This is a genomic window from Streptomyces sp. NEAU-174, assembly GCF_052665095.1.
On record NZ_JBQTCE010000012.1, the window covers coordinates 202,359 to 220,420 of the forward strand.

The 18,062-nt window shown below is 73.2% G+C and carries 19 protein-coding genes and 1 pseudogene; 19 read left to right on the top strand and 1 reads right to left on the bottom strand.

Features of this window, described 5'->3' with window-relative positions; all coding sequences use genetic code 11:
- The first annotated feature begins 35 nt into the window (after positions 1-35).
- The 19 genes and pseudogenes from ACT2CW_RS31740 to ACT2CW_RS31830 all read left to right on the top strand — a co-directional run bounded on the left by ACT2CW_RS31740 (position 36) and on the right by ACT2CW_RS31830 (position 16,879).
- On the top strand, positions 36-1,277 hold the full coding sequence (locus ACT2CW_RS31740) for a beta-ketoacyl-[acyl-carrier-protein] synthase family protein (RefSeq protein ID WP_086883395.1): 1,242 nt from the start codon (positions 36-38) through the stop codon (positions 1,275-1,277).
- Positions 1,274-2,437: a beta-ketoacyl synthase N-terminal-like domain-containing protein gene (locus ACT2CW_RS31745; protein ID WP_445519106.1), complete on the top strand. Its 1,164-nt coding sequence runs from the start codon at positions 1,274-1,276 to the stop codon at positions 2,435-2,437. Before ACT2CW_RS31740 ends, ACT2CW_RS31745 begins: the two co-directional genes overlap by 4 nt.
- A complete protein-coding gene (locus ACT2CW_RS31750; RefSeq protein WP_445519107.1) occupies positions 2,434-3,636 on the top strand; it encodes a beta-ketoacyl synthase N-terminal-like domain-containing protein in 1,203 nt (400 codons plus the stop codon). The genes ACT2CW_RS31745 and ACT2CW_RS31750 overlap by 4 nt, the downstream gene beginning before the upstream one ends.
- A complete protein-coding gene (locus tag ACT2CW_RS31755) occupies positions 3,633-4,625 on the top strand; it encodes a hypothetical protein (protein ID WP_445519108.1) in 993 nt (330 codons plus the stop codon). Before ACT2CW_RS31750 ends, ACT2CW_RS31755 begins: the two co-directional genes overlap by 4 nt.
- Entirely contained in the window at positions 4,625-5,869 is a 1,245-nt protein-coding gene (locus ACT2CW_RS31760; RefSeq protein ID WP_445519109.1) for a beta-ketoacyl synthase N-terminal-like domain-containing protein, read from the top strand. The genes ACT2CW_RS31755 and ACT2CW_RS31760 overlap by 1 nt, the downstream gene beginning before the upstream one ends.
- Positions 5,866-6,951, top strand: a complete 1,086-nt coding sequence (locus ACT2CW_RS31765) for a beta-ketoacyl synthase N-terminal-like domain-containing protein (protein WP_445519110.1) — start codon at positions 5,866-5,868, stop codon at positions 6,949-6,951. The genes ACT2CW_RS31760 and ACT2CW_RS31765 overlap by 4 nt, the downstream gene beginning before the upstream one ends.
- A complete protein-coding gene (locus ACT2CW_RS31770; protein WP_037956204.1) occupies positions 6,948-7,739 on the top strand; it encodes an SDR family oxidoreductase in 792 nt (263 codons plus the stop codon). The genes ACT2CW_RS31765 and ACT2CW_RS31770 overlap by 4 nt, the downstream gene beginning before the upstream one ends.
- Positions 7,736-8,062, top strand: coding sequence for a DsrE family protein (locus tag ACT2CW_RS31775; RefSeq protein WP_037956203.1), 327 nt, complete (start codon positions 7,736-7,738; stop codon positions 8,060-8,062). Before ACT2CW_RS31770 ends, ACT2CW_RS31775 begins: the two co-directional genes overlap by 4 nt.
- A complete protein-coding gene (locus ACT2CW_RS31780) occupies positions 8,062-8,469 on the top strand; it encodes a DsrE family protein (RefSeq protein WP_086883415.1) in 408 nt (135 codons plus the stop codon). Before ACT2CW_RS31775 ends, ACT2CW_RS31780 begins: the two co-directional genes overlap by 1 nt.
- A gap of 3 nt (positions 8,470-8,472) precedes the next feature.
- Positions 8,473-8,868 (top strand): hypothetical protein, encoded by a 396-nt coding sequence (locus tag ACT2CW_RS31785; RefSeq protein WP_182471238.1) that lies wholly within the window; start codon positions 8,473-8,475, stop codon positions 8,866-8,868.
- 50 nt (positions 8,869-8,918) lie between these two features.
- A complete protein-coding gene (locus ACT2CW_RS31790; RefSeq protein ID WP_445519111.1) occupies positions 8,919-10,037 on the top strand; it encodes a beta-ketoacyl synthase N-terminal-like domain-containing protein in 1,119 nt (372 codons plus the stop codon).
- Positions 10,038-10,074: 37 nt separating this feature from the next.
- On the top strand, positions 10,075-11,064 hold the full coding sequence (locus ACT2CW_RS31795; RefSeq protein ID WP_445519112.1) for an ACP S-malonyltransferase: 990 nt from the start codon (positions 10,075-10,077) through the stop codon (positions 11,062-11,064).
- Positions 11,065-11,113: 49 nt separating this feature from the next.
- The gene (locus tag ACT2CW_RS31800) at positions 11,114-11,368 is read left to right on the top strand and encodes an acyl carrier protein (protein ID WP_020871038.1); all 255 of its coding nucleotides are present in this window, start codon (positions 11,114-11,116) and stop codon (positions 11,366-11,368) included.
- A gap of 1 nt (position 11,369) precedes the next feature.
- Positions 11,370-11,831 (top strand): 3-hydroxyacyl-ACP dehydratase FabZ family protein, encoded by a 462-nt coding sequence (locus tag ACT2CW_RS31805; protein WP_445519113.1) that lies wholly within the window; start codon positions 11,370-11,372, stop codon positions 11,829-11,831.
- Positions 11,828-12,334 carry a 3-hydroxyacyl-ACP dehydratase FabZ family protein gene (locus ACT2CW_RS31810; RefSeq protein WP_414083927.1) on the top strand — a complete coding sequence of 169 codons (507 nt, stop codon included), beginning with the start codon at positions 11,828-11,830 and terminating at the stop codon, positions 12,332-12,334. The genes ACT2CW_RS31805 and ACT2CW_RS31810 overlap by 4 nt, the downstream gene beginning before the upstream one ends.
- Before the next feature lie 34 nt (positions 12,335-12,368).
- Complete coding sequence (gene fabG / locus ACT2CW_RS31815; protein ID WP_445519114.1) at positions 12,369-13,190, top strand: 3-oxoacyl-ACP reductase FabG; 822 nt, start codon at positions 12,369-12,371, stop codon at positions 13,188-13,190.
- 26 nt (positions 13,191-13,216) lie between these two features.
- Complete coding sequence (locus ACT2CW_RS31820) at positions 13,217-14,008, top strand: DsbA family protein (protein ID WP_445519115.1); 792 nt, start codon at positions 13,217-13,219, stop codon at positions 14,006-14,008.
- A 146-nt stretch (positions 14,009-14,154) separates the two neighbouring features.
- Positions 14,155-15,084: an alpha/beta hydrolase gene (locus ACT2CW_RS31825; RefSeq protein WP_445519116.1), complete on the top strand. Its 930-nt coding sequence runs from the start codon at positions 14,155-14,157 to the stop codon at positions 15,082-15,084.
- Between the two features lie 54 nt (positions 15,085-15,138).
- Positions 15,139-16,879: pseudogene (locus ACT2CW_RS31830) on the top strand (acetyl/propionyl/methylcrotonyl-CoA carboxylase subunit alpha).
- A 94-nt stretch (positions 16,880-16,973) separates the two neighbouring features.
- On the opposite strand, the gene ACT2CW_RS31835 reads toward ACT2CW_RS31830, so the two are convergent.
- Positions 16,974-17,885, bottom strand: a complete 912-nt coding sequence (locus ACT2CW_RS31835; protein WP_037953182.1) for an alpha/beta hydrolase — start codon at positions 17,883-17,885, stop codon at positions 16,974-16,976.
- Positions 17,886-18,062: the final 177 nt, after the last annotated feature.

Here is an 18,062-nt window from a genome sequence, read left to right on the forward strand (position 1 = left end):
CCGATCCTGGCGGACTCCTCGGAAGGCAGGGCGAAATGCGTGGTGAGCCGGGTCGTAGGGTCGTTGTCACCGGTCTCGGGGCGGTGTCCGGCATCGGCATCGGCGCGGCGGAATTCCTCGCCGGACTGCGCGCCGGGAAGAGCGCGGCGGGGCCCATCACCGCGTTCGACACGGAGGGCTTCGACCGTTCTACGGCGTGTGAGGTCAAGGATTTCGAGCCGGACCGGTGGATTCGAAATCTCGATGTGCGGACGCTGGGCCGGGCCAGCCGGTTCTCGGTCGCGGCGGCCCGTATGGCGGTGGCCGACGCCGGATTCCCCGAGCCGGAGAGCGCGTTGCGCGACATACCCTGTCTGATCTCCGTCGGCACGACCGACGGCGAGTCCAGGGACCTGGACCATCTGGTCGAGGAGGAAGTGGACCTGGGGCCCGAGCGGATGGATCCCACGGTCGCCCGGCGGGTGCCCGCCGGACGGCTGTCGAGCGCGATCGCCCAGGAGTTCGGCCTCACCCGCGCCGAGGCGGTCACCCTCCCCACCGCGTGCGCCGCCGGGAACTACGCGGTCGGGTATGGCTACGACGCCATCCGCGGCGGGGACGTGGACGTGGCGCTGTGCGGCGGGGCCGACGCCCTGTGCCGCAAGACCTTCACCGGCTTCTACCGCCTGGGCACCATCGCCCCGGAGCGCTGTCAGCCCTTCGACAAGGACCGCAAGGGCATCCTGACCGGCGAGGGCGCGGGCATCCTGGTGCTGGAGAGCCTGGAGTCGGCGCTGGCCCGCGGCGCCCGTATCTACGCCGAGGTGCTCGGCTACGGCCTCAACTGCGACGCGGACCACCCCGTGGCCCCCAACCAGGACAGCGTGGTCCGCTGTATGCGGCTCGCCCTGGAGAACGCCCGTGTCAAGCCGGACGAGGTCGACTTCATCTCCGCGCACGGCACCGGCACCAAGGCCAACGACACCACCGAGGCCCGCGCCATCCGCCAGGTCTTCGGGGACACCGCCCCGCCGCGCACGGTCTCCATCAAGTCGATGATCGGCCACTCCATGGGCGCCGCCGGGGCCTTGGCGTCGATCGCCTGCTCCCTCGCGCTCACCGAGGGCTTCATCCCGCCGACCATCAACCATGAGCACACCGACCCCGAGTGCGGTCTGGACTGTGTGCCCAACCAGGCCGTGACGGCGGACCTGAAGGTGGTCCAGAACAACGGGCTGGCCTTCGGCGGCAACAACGCCGTCGTCATCTTCGGCAAGGCCCGAGCGGACTGGTCATGAGCCAGCTGGTGACGGGCGCGGGCGCGGTGGCGAGCGTGGGCGAGGGCGTCGACGAGGTCTTCCGGGCCCTGTGCGCGGGCACCAGCGGACTCGGTGAACTGCGCGGCTTCGACCGGGAGCGGTACCGCACCCGCCACGCCTACGAGATCGACGACCGCCCCGCGCCCGGCACCGACCTCCCCGGCCGCGCCACCGACTGGCTGCTGCGCGCGGTCGGCGAGGCCACGGCCCAGGCGGGGCTCGGCGAGGACCTGAGCGAGGTGCCCGTCCTCATCGGCACCGGGCTGCGGGAGCTGCGCTCGGCCGAGCTCGCCTGGCGCGACGGCACCCCCTTCGACATCGACCGGCTGCACTTCGGCACCGCGCTGCGGACACGTTTCGGCGCGGTCCGCACCCACACGTTCTCGGGGGCCTGCTCGGCCTCCCTCTACGCGCTCGCACTCGCCGCCGACCTGCTGGCCTCGGGGGCCGAGGACACCGTCGTGGTGGCCGGGGTCGACACCCTCACCGAGTCGATGTACGGGCTGCTGGACCGCGTCAACGGCGAACCCCCCGACCGCGTCCGGCCGTTCGACCGGGACCGCCGCGGGGTGCTGATGGGCGACGGCGCGGCCGCCGTGGTGCTGCGCCGGGAGGAGCCCGGCGCGGAGACCCGCGCGCTCGGCCGGGTGCGCGCCGTCAGCATGAACTGCGACGCGAACCATGTGACCGCCCCCGACCCCCGGGGCATCGCGCGGGCGGTGCACGAGGCGCAGTGGCGGGCGGGCGTCAAGCCGGGCGACATCGACCTGGTGCTGCTGCACGGGACCGGCACCCAGCTGAACGACGCCGCCGAGGCGACCGCCATCGCCGAGGTCTTCGGCCGCGAGGTCGGCGGGCCCCTGATGACCGCCATAAAGTGCATGACCGGCCACACCTCGGGCGGCTCCGGGCTGCTCAGCCTGATCGTCGCGCTGGAGTCCATGGCTTCTGGCCGGGTGCCGCCCACCCTGGGCCTGGTCGAACCGCTGCCCGAGGCCGAGGCGTTCCGCTTCGTCCGGGAGGAGGCGCGGGAGGGCGGGGATCTGCGGGTCGCGCAGATCGACGCGTTCGGCTTCGGCGGGGTCAACGCGGTCGCCATCGTCGAGAGGGCCGGCCGAGCCGAGAGGGTCGGCCGATGACGCATGGCCCCGGCGAAGTCGTCGTCACCGGCGTGGGCCTGGCCGTCCCCGGTGCCGACACCCCCGAGGCGCTGCTGCGCCGCACCGCCTGCCCCGTCACCGGGCCCGCCCCCGAACCGTTCGACACCGCCGCCCGGATCGGCCGCCGGGGCCACCGCTACAAGGACCGGGCCACCCGGCTGGCGCTGTGCGCCGCGCTGGAGGCACTGCGGAACGCCGAGCTGATCCCCTCCGACGGCGAGGAGGTGACCGTGCCCGGCGACAGCGTCGGCGTGGTCGCCAGCTCCAACCTGGGCAACCTCGACACCGCCTGCCTCACCGCAGCCGCCATCGCCGAGCGGTCGGCCGTGGACCTCAGCCCCATGAGCCTGCCGAACGCCTCCAGCAATGTGATCGCCTCCTGGGTGGCCATCCGCCACGGGCTGCGCGGCCCCAATCTGATGCTGTGCAACGGGGCGACCTCCGGTCTGGACGCCGTGCACTGGGGCGCCACGCTGGTCGCCGCAGGCCGGGTCCGGCGCGCGGTGGTGATCGGCGTGGAGACGCACAACGCCGTGGTGGAGGATCTGCTCGGCCGGTCCGCGGGGGAGCTGCTGGACGGCGCCGCCGCCGTCGTCGTCGAGGGCGCGCGCTGGGCCGAGGCCCGGGGGGCGCGGGCCGTCGCCGCACTCGGGCCGTACGAACGGCGGGCCGGGCTCAGCGGCTGTGTGGAGGCCCTGCTGCCCGACGGTGCCGCCCCCGGCGTCTGGTTCACCCCCGAGCGTTACGCCGAGGGGCCCGCCGGGGCCGTACCGGCGCCGGGGGGCGTACCCGTGCCGGGGGGCGTGCCGGTGCCGGAGGGCGTGCCGGTGCCGGGGGGCGTGCCGCGCTACGACGTCACCAGTGCGGTGGGCCGGGCCTCCGGGGCCCTCGGGGTGCTCCAGTGCGCGGCGGCCGTCGGCTGGCTGGCCCGCGCCGGGGCCGGGGCCGGGGCCAGGGCCGGGGTCAGCGCGGAAGCGGGAGCCGGGAGCGTCATCGAGGCCGCCGGTCCCGGTCCCGGGGCCGCGCCGGACCCGGTGCCCGCGTCCCGTCAGGCGCTGATCACCAGCGGGGACGACACCGCGGACGCCGTGGCCGGACTGCTGCTGCGCCCCACGCCCGACCGGTGCGATTCGCACCCCGCACGTGCCCCCCTTATCTCCATGGAGTGTTCCCGATGACCGCCGTCGCCCCGCCGATGTCGACCAAAGCCCTGCTGACGGATGTCACCACCGTCCGGCTGCGCCCGCGCTACGAGGGGTCGAACATCTGCACCTGGATCGGCTTCAAACACGTCAACTACCTCGTCGAGGAAGCCGTGCTGGTGCACTTCGCGGACTCCGGGGCGCCCGCCCGGCGGCTGTACGAGGAGCACGGTCTCGGGCTGGACGTCGTCGCCCTGGAGACCCGCATCCTGCACGCCTTCCACATGGACGACGTGGCTGAGGCCGAGGTGGTGCCGGACACCGAGGACGACGACCGCACCCTCGGCTTCCGGGTGACCCTCCGGGTGGAGCGCGACGGCTCGGTCCTCAAGGCCGTGGCCGCCAAGGTGCGGGTCTCGCTGCGCGCCGACACCTATCTGCCGGAGCTGGGTGAACCCCCGGCCGAGTTCGCGCCCTTCGTGGTGGACCGGCTGGGGGCCGAGGCGCGCCCGGACGAGCTGGCGCCGATCCGGGTGCGGATGCCGGACGGGGACGAGGCCGCCGTCCTGGCGTCGCTGACCGCGGGCCGCAACGCCTACGCCTGGAAGTGGAACATCCCCTACCCCTACTGCCACTTCACCGAGCGGCTCCAGATGTCCGGCTATCTGCGGCTGTTGGAGGAGGCCAAGGACCGCTTCGTCCTCGACCGCGGCATCTCCATCAAGACGCTGCTGGACGACCGCAGATGGATACCGGTCGTCCCCCAGTCCTCGGTGCGCGTCCTCGACGAGGCGGTGATGGAGGAGGACCTCTACACCGTCTACACGGTCGAGGAGATCTTCAAGGACCTCACCTACACCGCCCGGATGGACTGCTTCGTGGTCCGCGACGGCGCGCTCACCCTCACCGCCACCGGCCGGATCACCCACGGCTACGCGGTGATCGACAACCGCAGCGACTGGCGGCTGGTCTCCTTCGACCGGCGGGTGCTGGACGCGCTCGGCGGAGAGCAGAGCGGCACCTGATGGACGACGTACTGGTCACCGGCCTCGGCGCGCTGTCCCCGCTGGGCGCGGGCACGGACGCCTTCTGGCGCGGGATGCACAAGGCGGACACCGCGCCGTCGCGGGTCCCCGATCCGCTCGCCCATATGGACCATCCGCTGATGTACCTGGTGCCGGAGGCCGACATCCCGGACGGCCCGGAGGAGCAGGACGGGCTGCCGCTGGGGCGAGGCTCGCGGTTCGCGCTCGCGGCGGCGCGCGAGGCGGTCGCCGACGCGGGGCTGGCCGCGCTGCCGGGGCCGGGCGAGAGGCCGGAGGCCGAGGGCCTCGATCCGCGCCGGGTGGCCGTCGCCCTCAGCACCGGTATGGGCGACACGGATCTGCACGAGGGCTGGTGGTCCGGCGCGGCCCCCGCGTCCGGCCGCTGGGCGCCCCCCTTCCCGCTGGCCTCGGTGGTCGGCGGGTGGTTCGGCGCCCAGGGCGTCAACACCTGCGTCAGCAACGCGTGCGCCGCCAGCGGTTACGCGCTCTCGGTGGGCGCCGATCTGATCCGCGCGGGCGAGGCCGACGTGGTCATCGCGGGTGGCGCCGAGGCGTACTCCCGGGTCGCCCTCGCCTGCTTCAACCGGCTGGGCGCCATCGACCCCGAGCGCTGCCGCCCGTTCGCCGCCGAACGGCGGGGCACCGTCTTCGGCGAGGGTGCCGCCGTGCTCGTCCTGGAGTCCGCCACGCACGCCCGCGCGCGCGGCGCGCGCACCGTCTACGGCCGTCTGGCGGGCGCCGGCTGGAGCTGCGACGCCTACCACGCGACCGCGCCCGAGCCCTCCGGTGAGCAGATCGAGCGCGCGATGCGCGAGGCGCTCCGGGAGGCGGGGGCCGGAGCCGGGGCGGAGCCCGGGGCCGGATCCGGCCCTGGTTCCGGCGGGCTGGGGTTCGTGATCCCGCACGGCACCGGCACCGAGCTCAACGACGTTGTGGAGAGCCGGGTGCTGGACGCGCTGACCCCCCGTACGCCCCTCTACAGCGTCAAGGCGCTCATCGGGCACACCGGCGGCGCGGCGGGCGCCTTCGCCGCGCTGGCCGCCAGCCTGGTGCTGCACCACAGGACGCTGCCGCCGAACGTGCCGGTCGGCGAGCGGGACCCGGAGTGCGCGGTCTCGCTGCCGTCCGGCTCCGCGCCCATGACCGGGGCGTACGGGCTGGTCAACGCCTACGCCTTCGGGGGCAACAACATCTCGCTCGTCTTCGGGGAGGCCGCCGCGTGAACGACGAACCGGCCGTCGGCCTGGTGGTGACGGGCATCGGCACCGTGGGCGCGGACGGCTTCGACTTCCGTACGGCGCTCGGCAGGCACGGCTACAAGTACCTGCCCGCCGCCTCCCAGTACTTCCTCGCCGCGGCCAAGCGCGCGCTGGCCCAGGCGGGCCCGGACGCCCTGGCGGCGGTCGGGCCCGAGGAGCGGGGCGCCGCGGTGGGCACCAACAGCGCGGCGCTCGCCCTGCACCACACGATGGACGGTACGGTCACGGCCACCGGGGCGGGCGATCTGTCCCCGGTCACCGCGCCCTACTTCTCCATCAACCTCTTCGGCAGCCGACTGGCCACCGAACACGACCTCAAGGGCTTCAACCTCACCTTCACCAGTCCCCGGGTCGCGGGCCTCGAGGCGCTCCAGACCGGCCAGCGCGCCCTCGCCACCGGCCGGGCCCGGCGGCTGCTGGCCGGGGCCACCGAGGAGGCCCTGCCCGAGGGCGAGCCGGGCGCGGACACCTCGGAGGCCGGGGCCGTCGCGCTGGTGCTCGAGCCCGAACCGGCCGCCCGCGGCCGGGGGGTGGCGGCGCTGGGCCGGGTGGGCGTCCGCTCGTTCTTCCTGCCGCCGAAGGTGGCCGCCTCCGCCGAGGGGGCCGAGCGGGCCGCGGCGCTGCTGCGGGACGCGCTGGACGCCCTCGGCCACCGGCCGGACCGGCCCCTGGCCGTCACCGCCGTCCTCGACGGCTCCCCGGTCGGCGCGGCCATGGCGGCGGCGCTGGACGAGCAGGCGCAGGGTGGGCGGGCGCTGGGCGGACAGGCGCTGGGCGGACGGGCCCTGGCGGGGAAGTCCGAGCGGGTCGCGGCGGGCGCGGGCGCCCTGGAGCCGGTGGCACGCGTGGCCGCCGCCCTCGGCGCACCGGACGGCCACCCCCACGCCGTGGTCACGGCGGCGGCCGAGGGGAACGCCGCCGTCTGCCTGGTGACCCCGGGTGCCCGGCTGAACGCACGCGCCGGGACCGAAGCGAGCGCCATACAGGACGCACCCGCCGGAAGCGAGCAGCCCATGAACGGACGACGGAGGGCGAGCGACCGATGATCACCCGACTCGAAGGTTCCTGGTGCCTGGTCCTGGGCGCCTCCAGCGGTATGGGCCTGGCCATCGCCCATGAACTGGCCCGCGAGGGCGTCCACATCCTCGGCGTCCACTTCGACACCACCGACGGCCAGGAGAAGGCCGCCGTCGCCCGGGAGGAGATGCGCGGCCACGGCGTCGAGGCCCACTTCTTCAACGCCAACGCCGCCTCCGCCCGCACCCGCGAGGAGCTGCTGCCCCGGTTCGAGGAGCTGACCGGCGGCACGGGCATCCGGATCGTGGTGCACTCGCTCGCCTTTGGCACCCTGCTGCCGTACGTCGGCGCCGAGGGCGAGGACAGCCTGACCGCCCGCCAGATGAACATGACGCTCGATGTGATGGCCCACTCGCTCGTCTACTGGACCCAGGACCTGTTCACCGCCGGGCTGCTGCGCCAGGGCGCCAAGGTGTACGCGATGACCAGCGCCGGGGGCGCCAGGGTGATGCCCCACTACGGCGCCGTCTCCGCCGCCAAGGCCGCCCTGGAGTCCCATGTGCGCCAGCTCGCCCTGGAGCTCGCGCCCTCCGGCATCGCCGTCAACGCGCTGCGCGCCGGAGTCACCCCGACCCCGTCCATGGAGCGCATCCCCGGCAGCGACCGGCTCGCCGCGTACGCCCGGGACCTCAATCCGCACCGGCGGCTGACCCGGCCCGAGGATGTCGCCGAGGCGGTCTCGCTGCTCTCGCGCACCGACTCCTCCTGGATCACCGGCAATGTGATCGGCGTGGACGGCGGTGAGCTGCTGACATGACGGCCCATCTGCTGATCGAGAGCGGCGGGCCGCAGACCGGACCCGCCTGTGAGCGGTTCCTCGGCGATGCCGCGCGGCTGGCCAGGGACGGCCACCAGGTGGTGCTGTTCCTCGTGGAGAACGGCGTGACCGCCGCCGTCCCCGGCACCGCGCCGGGCATCGAGACGTTCCTGAGCGACGGCGGCGAGCTGTGGGTGGACACCTTCTCCGCCGCCCAGCGCGCCCTGCCCGCCGCCGATCTGACGCCCCGGGCGCGGCTGGTGGAGATGGACGACGTGGCCGCCAAACTGCTGGAGCCGCGGATCAGGGCGGTGTGGCACTGATGCCCAGGCCCGTCCCCCGTACCGATGTGCTGCTCAACCTCTTCGGCGCGCCCCACCAGACCGACCTGGTCACCTCGGCGCTGCGGCTGGCGGCCGCGCTGCTCGCCCGGGGCGCCCGGGTGCAGATCTGGACCTGCGGCGACGCCACCCGGCTGACCGGCGCCGCCCTCGGCGACACGAAACCGCGCGACTACACCGACCTGGGGCGCGAGCACCCCTCCACCGCCCGGGTCGTCCGCGAGCTGATCGAGGACCACCCCGACCGGCTGTACTGGTACGTGTGCCGCTTCTGCGCCGAGGAGCGCGGCGCCGCCGAGCAGATCCCGCAGGTGCGCAAGCGGGCGCCGTTCGTCTTCGCCGAGCATGTGAACGCGGCGGACAAGAGCCTGCTCATGGGGGTGTGCTGAGCCATGGGCGACCAGGCGCGCTGGCTGCTGATCGTGGAGAAGGCGTACCGGGGCTCGATCGAGACCCAGTACGCCGACGTGCTGTACTGCGTGCCCGATCTGCACCGGCAGAGCGGCGGCTGCGATCTGGCGCTGCGCGGCCCCGCCGCCGGTTACGCCCTCGACACCGGCTCCCGGCCCGCGCTGCGGCTCGGCGGCCGCACCCTGGACACCCTGCCCCATCCGCCCACCTCCGTGGCGAGGCTGCTGGCCGCCGGGGTGACCGTGCTGGTCGAGGAGGACGGTCTGGCCGCGCTCGGCCGCACCGCCGCGGAGCGGCTGCTGCCCGGCGTACGCGTCATCGGGGGCGACGACCTCGCGGCCCGCTGGCCCTCCTACGAACAGGTGTGGTTCCTGTGACCCGCCGCTCCCACGGCCCCTTGGCCCCAACCGAAGGAGTACCCGTACCCATGGTCAACGCCCCCTCCGGGGCAGCCCCGGTCATCTCGGCCTGGACCGCCGTATCGCCCCTGGGACTGCGCGGGTCCGACTTCACCGCGGCCCTGCGGTCCGGCCGCTCTGCCGCCCGGCCGCTGGACCCCGAGGAGTGGTCGGCGCCGTTCCACGAGGCGAGCCTCGTGCCCGACTTCCACATCCGGCAGATCCTCGGCCGCAAGGGCACCCGCTCCATGGACCGGGCCACCGGCCTCGCCGTCACCGCCATACGCCAGCTGCTCACCGGGGAGCGGGAGTACGGCGAGGGCGAGCGGCTGCCGGGGGTGGGCGAGGAGACCGGCCTCGCGCTCGGCACCAGCACCGGCTCCGCCCAGAGCATCATGGACTTCACCCGGGACTCGCTGGTGGGCGAGAAGCCCTTCTACGTGGACCCGGCCCGGTTCCCCAACACCGTGATGAACTGCGCGGCCGGTCAGTCCGCCATCTGGCACGGGCTCAGGGGCCCCAACACCACCATCGCGGGCGGCCGCGCCACCGGGCTGCTCGCCCTGCGGTACGCGGTGCGGCTCCAGCGCGCCGGACGGGCCAGGGCCGTGCTGTGCGGGGCGGTCGAGGAGTTCTCCTCGGCCCGCGCCTGGCTGGAGTGGCACGCCCGCGCGGACGAGAACAGCGCCGCCGTGCTCGGCGAGGGCGCGGCCGTATGGCTGCTGGAGCCCGACGCCTCGGCGTGCGAGCACGGCCGTGCGGGGCTGGCCGAGGTGGTGGGCCTGGAGTTCGGCTGCGCCGCGGACGCGAAGGCCGCCCGTACGGTGCTCGCCGAGACGATCGGCCGGCTGCTGGACCGCACCGGGGTGGCCCCAGGCGAGCTGAGCGCCGTCGCCGACTCCGGCGCCCCCGGCGCCGAGGGGGAGGCCGAGCTCGCCGCGCTCGCCGACGCCCTCGGCGGCAAGGAGCCGCCGCGGATCACGGCCGCCGACACCATTGGGGACACCTGCGCCGCCGCGGCGGCCTTCCAGATCGCCGCCGTGCTCGCGATGGCCGAGCGCAAGGAGATCCCCTCCGGCGGAACTGCCCTGGTCACCACAGTGGACCGGGACGGTGTGGTCGGCGCGGCCCTGCTGCGGATCCGGTGACGGGCCGCCGCCCCCTGAACTGAAGGAGCTGGTTGAGATGACGGACCGAGAGACGATGGCCAGGCCCCCCGCGGCCCCCGGTGGCGACGAGGCGCCCCGTACGGCGCTGGTCTTCCCCGGGCAGGGCGCCCAGAAGGCGGGCATGGGCGAGGCGTGGCGGGACACCGCGTCCTGGGCGCTGGTGGCGGAGATCTCCGAGTACACCGGTATCGACGTCGAGGAACTCCTGCTGAAGGCCGACGACGAGACGCTGCGCCGCACCGACCTCGCCCAGATCGCCGTCTTCACCGTCGAGGTGCTCGCCCACCGCGAGGCGGAGGCCGCCGGGCTGCTGGGCGGCGTGGTGGCCTGCGCCGGGCACAGCCTGGGCGAGTACACCGCGCTGCACGCCGCCGGGGCCGTGCCGCTCGCCGACACCGCCCGCCTCGTGGCCGCCCGCGGCCGGACCATGCGCGCGTGCGCCGAGCGGTCGCCCGGCACCATGGCCGCCGTGGTGCGGCTCGGCCCGGAGACCGTGGAGGCGCTGGTCGGCCAGGTCCAGGAGGACGGCGGCCAGGTCTGGATCGCCAATGTGAACGCGCCCGGCGCCATCGTGCTCTCGGGCACCGCCGAGGCCGTGGACCGGCTCGCCGAACTGGCCGTGGAGAGCGAGGGCAAGGTGATCCGGCTCGCCGTCGGCGGCGCCTTCCACAGCCCGCTGATGGCCGCGGCCGCCGATGAACTGCGCGCGGCCCTGGCCGCCGTGGACTTCGCCCCCGAGCACACCCCGGTCGTCGCCAATGTGGACGCCCGCCCGTACGCGAGCGGCGAGCGCTGGCGGGACCTGGAACTGACCCAGCTCACCAGCCCGGTGCGCTGGGAGGAGAGCGTCCGCACGCTCTCCGGCGAGCTGGGCTGCGCCCGGTTCGTGGAGCTGGGCCCCGGGCGCCAGCTGACCGGCATGATCCGCCGGATCGCGGACGGCGCGCTCACCGTCCCGGTCGAGTCGGCCGCCGCCCTCGCCAAGCTCACCACCCCCGAACCCTGAGCCCCGAACCCTGAGCCCCGCGCTCCGACAGCGGAAAGGAGACCCCCGCATGGCCGACGCCACCGCCGCCCTGGACATGGACGAGCTGCGCACCTTCGTCGCGGATGTGCTCGACGTGGACGAGGAGGACGTCACCGACGACGCCGACTTCGTCAAGACCCTCGGCGTGGACTCCCTGATGGCCCTCGAGGTCATGGTCGTCCTGGAGAAGAAGTACTCGGTGAAGCTGGAGGAGCGGGAGATGAAGGACATCACCACGCTCCGGAAGGTGCACGACCTGCTCGCCTCGAAGATGGGGAAGTGAGATGACGACGGCGGCGTGCGGGCCGGTGGACGGCGCCGTGGAGGTCGTGGACCCTGGCCTCCCCGGTGAGCGGCCCGCCCGGTGCGTGGCCGTGGTCGGCGCGTCGGAGAAGGTGTTCGCCGGGCACTTCCCGGGGTTCGCCATCTTCCCCGGGGTGTGTGTCGTGGAGTACGTCCAGCGCGGCGCCCTCGCCACCATGCCGGAGCGCGAACCGGGCGGGCGCTGGGTCCTGGCGGCCGTCGAGTCCTCCCGCTTCCTCAGCCCGGTCTACCCCGGTGACGAGCTGACCAGCGAATACGTCTGGTCGCGCAAGGACGGTGGCTGGCGCTGCCGGGCCTCGGCGGCCACCGGGCGCGGGCCCGCCGCGCAGATAAGGCTGCGCTTCGAGAACCGGGACGTCCCGGGCGCGGCGGCCGGGGCGGGGGAGCGGAGCGACCAGGACCGAGGAGCGGACGCCGGATGATCACCGTCGACGAGATCAAGCGGATGCTGCCGCACCGCTACCCCATGCTGCTGGTCGACCGGGTCACCGAGCTGGTGCCGGGCGAGCGGGCGAGCGGGCTGAAGGCGGTCACCTGCAATGAGCCCTGGTACGAGGGGATGCCGGACACCGCGACCGAGGAGGACTACCACTATCCGTGGACGGTGCTCATCGAGTCCTGGTGCCATGTGGCCGGGGTGCTGGTCACCTGGGACCGGCCCAACCCCGATGTGCGCTCGGGCAAGGCGATGCTGCTGGGCGGCATCTCGGACGCGGAGTTCCACCGGCCGGTGGTGCCCGGCGATGTGGTGGAGCATCATGTGCGGCTGGCCCGCCAGGTCGGCGAGACCTACGTCTTCGAGGGCGAGAGCCTGGTCGGCAAGGAGACCGCCCTCACCATAGGGCGGCTGACGATGACCATGCGCCCGGCCTCCGACCTGGCCGCCCCGCCCGTGCCCGACCCGCCCGTGCCCGACCCGCTCTGACTGCACACCACCCCCGGGAGAAGGGCCTCACCGTATGTCCGACCGAATATCCGACGACACGGGCCGCGCATCCGGTGACGAGGCGCTGACGCCTGCCGAGAAGCCGGCGTCTGCCGAGAAGCCGGCGCCGCGCGTCGCGCTGGTCTCCGGCGGCTCCCGCGGTATAGGCCGGGCCACCGTGCTCCGGCTGGCCCGGGACGGTTTCGACGTGGCGTTCTGCCATCGCTCCAGCCCCGACGCCGCCCGTGAACTGGAGGAGGAGGCGGCGCGGCTCGGCGGCGGGCGGGTGCTCGGCAGACAGACGGACGTCCGCGACGCCGACGCGGTGCGCGAACTGGTCGCCTTCACCGAGGAGTCGCTCGGCCCGGTCGAGGTCGCGGTCACCTCCGCCGGGGTCACCCGGGACAATCCGCTGCTGCTGATGACGGACGAGGAGTGGCGCGGCGTCCTGGAGGTCAATCTGGACGGCACCTATCACCTGTGCCGTTCCGTGGTGTTCGGAATGATGAAACGCAAGTCCGGATGCGTCATCAACATCTCGTCCGTGGCCGGTGTCCACGGCAATGCGACCCAGAGCAATTACGCGGCCTCCAAGGCGGGGATCATCGGCTTCACCAAGTCGCTCGCCAAGGAGGTCGGCCGGTACGGCATTCGAGCCAATGTGGTGGCACCCGGCTTCGTCGAGACCGATATGACGGCCGGGCTCTCCGACCGGATGCGCGAGGAGGCGGAGCGGAGCGTCCCGCTGCGCCGCTTCGGCCGTCCGGAGGAGGTCGCCGACATGGTCGCGTACCTGGTCGGAGCGGAGTATGTGACCGGCGCGGTGTTCCAGGTGGACGGCGGCCTCGTCCTCTGACGACGGACGAGCGAGGGGGTACGGAAGTGGCAGCCAAGCGCAGCAAAGTACCGCGGTTCTATTTCAATTTCCGCAGTCCGTACAGCTGGATCGCCTACCGTGATCTGATGGACCGCTATCCGGATGTCGCACAGGTGGTGGAATGGCACCTGTGGTGGGAGCCGGACGCGGACGGGGAGCGCCGTATGGCCGAACTCGGCCATCACTTCCCCTATTCGCCGATGTCCCGGGAGAAACATCTCTATATCCTCCAGGATGTGCGCCGGCTGACGACCGACCGCGGCCTCGCGGTCAGCTGGCCGGTGGACCACGACCCGGTCTGGGAGGTGCCGCATCTGCCGTACTTCCTCGCGCTCGACGCGGGGCTCGGCCCCGCCTGGATCGAGCGCGTCTACCGGGCGCGCTGGCAGGAGGGCCGCGACATCTGCGACCGTACGACCATCGCGGAGATCGCAGGTGAGCTGGGGCTGCCGGCCGAACGGGCGGCGGCGGCCGCCGATGACGAGGAGCTGCGCGGTGGCCGGGGGCTCCGGGCCCTGCTCGCGGTCAGCGACGCCGGGGCGTTCGGCGTGCCGTTCTTCACCCATGGCTATGACAAGTTCTGGGGCGTGGACCGGCTGGCGGCCTTCGTCGCCTCGGTCCGCTCGGGGTCGGGGTCCGGGTCGGGGTCGGGGTCGGGGGCCGAGTCGGGGTCCGGGGCCCGGTCCCGGGACACGCCCCTCGCCGGGGCGCCGGACGCGGGCTTCGCCGAGTTCTCGGACGCGGACTTCGCCGCCGCCCGGTCGGCCGATCCGGGCCATGCCGGAGGCTGTGGCTGACTCTTCGGCCGCCCGCTCGTTCACACGTTGTCGCCCGACCGCCCGCCCGTTCCGACCGTCCAGCCCCCGCCCGTCCAGCAGCCCGTCCCGACCGAGACGAGAACGCCCTGACCGCCGACGGACACTCCCCCTCCTGGAGGACGCAGATGCCCGAGCCACGCCAGACGTCGGTGCGGCCTCCTTCCCTGGGAGCCCGCGCCCTCTCGGTCGCGGCCCTGCCGATCGCCCCGCTGTTCGGGGTCTCGCTGGCGTATCTGGCCTTCCATCCGCGGCGCCGGGAACAGCGGGCGCACCCCCGGGACCACGGGCTGCCCTGCACCGAGCTGAAGATCCCCTTCGCGGCGCGGAAACACCTCGACGCCTGGCTGTGCCCGGGGTCCCCCGAGAAGGTGGTGGTGCTCGGGCACAGCATGGCGACGGCGAAGGACCACAGCCTCCGCCACGCCAAGTTCCTGCACGACGCCGGGTACACGGTCTGTCTGTTCGACCACCGCAACCACGGGGCCAGCAGCGACGACCGGGCGCTGTTCGGGCTCGGCGACCGGTTCGCGAGCGATGTCACCGCCGTGGTGTCCCATCTGCGCGGTCGGCGCGGGTACGGAGGGGCGCGGATAGCCTTCTATGGCTTCTCGTTCTCGTGCTTCTCGTCCATGTGGGCGCTGACGCACGACGGATTCGAACTTGACGCGCTGGTGTGCGACAGCGGGCCGGGGCACGATGTCCCACCGCTGCTGCGCAAGTTCCTGGAGGCGGAGGCGCTGCCGCTGCCCGCCGTGCTGAAGGGCGAACCGGCCCGTTCGGTGGTGGCGCGGACGCTGTGCGCCGTGGGACCGGCCATGCTCCGGGCCCAGTGGCCACCGCCCGCGACGGGCAAGTTCGCCAAGATCCCCCTGTTGTTCATGTCGGGCGAGCACGATGCGATCGTGCCGCCCTCCTCGGTGGACGCGCTGGCCGAGCGCTATGCCCAAGCCGAGACGCACGTCCTGCCGGGAGCCGAGCATCTGCTCGGGCTGGAGACCGATCCTGAAGGCTACGCGAGCGTGGTGCTGGATTTCCTCGAGCGGGCCCTGGGGTAGCCACCTTGACCGTCCTCGACGGGACGGAACTTTTCGGAAGAGGGAAGAGAGAGCATGCAAAAGGTGCTCATCGCCAACCGTGGCGAGATCGCTGTCCGTGTTGCCCGTGCCTGCCGGGATGCCGGGATCGCGAGCGTAGCCGTATACGCCGATCCGGACCGGGACGCTGTGCATGTGCGCGCGGCCGACGAGGCCTATGCGCTGGGTGGTGACACCCCGGCGGCCAGCTATCTCGACCAGGCCAAGGTCCTGGCCGCGGCCGCCGAGTCCGGCGCCGACGCCGTCCACCCCGGCTACGGATTCCTCTCCGAGAACGCCGACTTCGCCCAGGCCGTCCTGGACGCCGGCCTGACCTGGATCGGCCCCCCGCCGCACGCCATCCGCGACCTGGGCGACAAGGTGGCGGCGAGGCACATCGCCCAGCGCGCGGGTGCCCCGCTGGTCGCCGGGACCCCCGACCCCGTCTCCGGGGCGGAGGAGGTCGTGGCCTTCGCCGAGGAGCACGGTCTCCCGATCGCCATCAAGGCCGCCTTCGGCGGTGGCGGCCGCGGTCTGAAGGTCGCCCGCACGATGGAAGAGGTCCCCGAGCTCTACGACTCCGCCGTCCGCGAGGCCGTGGCCGCCTTCGGACGCGGCGAATGCTTCGTCGAGCGCTACCTCGACAAGCCCCGGCACGTGGAGACCCAGTGCCTGGCCGACACCCACGGCAACGTGGTCGTCGTCTCCACCCGCGACTGCTCCCTCCAGCGCCGCCACCAGAAACTCGTCGAAGAGGCCCCCGCGCCAGAACGCCCAGCTCTACGCCGCCTCCAAGGCCATCCTCAAGGAGGCGGGCTATGTCGGGGCGGGGACGGTGGAGTTCCTGGTGGGGATGGACGGCACGATCTCCTTCCTGGAGGTCAACACCCGGCTCCAGGTGGAGCACCCGGTCACCGAGGAGGTCACCGGCATCGACCTGGTGCGGGAGATGTTCCGTATCGCGGATGGCGAGGCCATCGGGTACGACGACCCGCCGATGCGGGGGCACTCGTTCGAGTTCCGGATCAACGGTGAGGACCCGGGCCGGAACTTCCTGCCCGCCCCGGGCACGGTGACCTCCTTCGTACCGCCCGCCGGGCCCGGTGTCCGGCTGGACGCGGGCGTGGAGTCCGGCAGCGTCATCGGCCCCGCGTGGGACTCGCTGCTGGCCAAGCTGATCGTCACCGGCGCCACGCGGAGGCAGGCCCTGGAGCGTGCGGCCCGCGCCCTGGCCGAGTTCCAGGTCGAGGGCATGGCCACCGCGATCCCGTTCCACCAGGCGGTGGTGAAGGACCCGGCGTTCACCAGCGAGCCGTTCACCATCCACACCCGCTGGATCGAGACCGAGTTCAACAACACCATCGCCCCGTTCACCCCGACCGGGGCGGACGAGGCCGAGGAGCCCACCGCCCGCGAGACGGTCGTGGTCGAGGTCGGCGGCAAGCGTCTTGAGATCTCCCTCCCGGCGGTCCTCGGCCTGGCGGTGTCGCCCGGGGAGGCCGCGGGCGGCTCGAAGAAGCCGAAGCGCAAGGCGGTCAAGAAGTCCGGCTCCGCCGCCTCCGGCGACGCCCTGGCCTCGCCCATGCAGGGCACCATCGTCAAGGTGGCCGTCAACGAGGGCGACACGGTGGCCGAGGGCGACCTCGTCGTGGTCCTGGAGGCCATGAAGATGGAGCAGCCCCTGAACGCCCACCGAAGTGGCATCGTCAAGAACCTGAACGCGAACGTCGGTGCCTCGGTCAGCGCGGGCGCGGTGATCTGCGAACTGAAGGACTGACCCGCCGCGATGGCGTCCTTACGCCGTCATGGCGTCTTTAGGCCGTCATGGCGTCCTTACGGTGGGCCTGGCCCGGCCGGGCCCACCGTAAGGCTCAGTCCTTGAGCGTCCGCTCCAGGAAGCCCAGGACGGTCGCCGCGTACGTCTCCGGCTGGGTCTTGATGCCCTGAAGATGCTCGGTGTCCGGCAGGGTGTGCACCTCGGCCAGCGGATAGCGCTCGGCCAGCGCCCGTACCCCCGAGGCGGGGATCATGGTGTCGCGCTCACCGGCCAGGAAGAGCATCGGGGTGCGCTCGTACGCGCCCCCGAGCGGCGGCGGCCACTGCACCCGCAGCATCGCCACCGCCGCCGACGAGGCGACCGACTCCACGACCGGGCGGGAGGGGCCGGCGCCCAGCGGGCCGGGGATGGGCACCCCGCCGGCCGCGACGAAGTTCCGGAACAGCGGGGCCAGCTCCAGCGCCGGGCCGCTGTCGAAGACCACCGCGTCGACCGGGCAGTCCTCCCTCTTGAGCATGTAGAACGAGGGGAAGGTCGAGATCGAGAAGCCGTAGATCGCGATGCGCGCCGCGGCGTACTCGTCCATCGACCGCATGTGCCGCACCACGGCGACCACATCGTCGGTGTGGCGGTCGCTCATGCCCCAGCCCGCCCGGTCCGCGACGCTCTTACCGTGGTTGCGGTGGTCGAACATGGCGACCGTGTAGCCCGCCTCGCTGAGCAGCCGCGCGTGCGCCAGGCTCGCGGACTTGCTGAGCCCCAGGCCGTGTCCGAGCACCACGACCCGCTCGGCGTCGCCGGGGATGAGCCAGACATGCAGCCCGCGGCCCTGCTGCCCGTTCAGCGGAACGTTGACGTCGGTGCTGGTCAGCCCGAGGTCGGCGGGGGTCTTGTGATGCGGTCTGCGGGGCGGGTGGAAGATCATGTACGAGAGGAAGGCGCCATACAGCGGTGCCACCGGGAGGGTCACCGCTGAGGCCGCCTTGGCCAGGAATCCCGTCGCCATGGTCGTCAAACCCCCATCACCGATCGTGCCCGGACGTGCGCGATCGTAGTGCGGACGGGCAGGTGACCGCGTCGGCCGGAAGGCGAACGTGGCCTAAGTCACCGGGTGTCCGCGATCGGCAACGCGGCCTTGTGGCAGGGGTGTTGGGGGCGTGTGAAGCGGTCGTGGTGGCGCGTT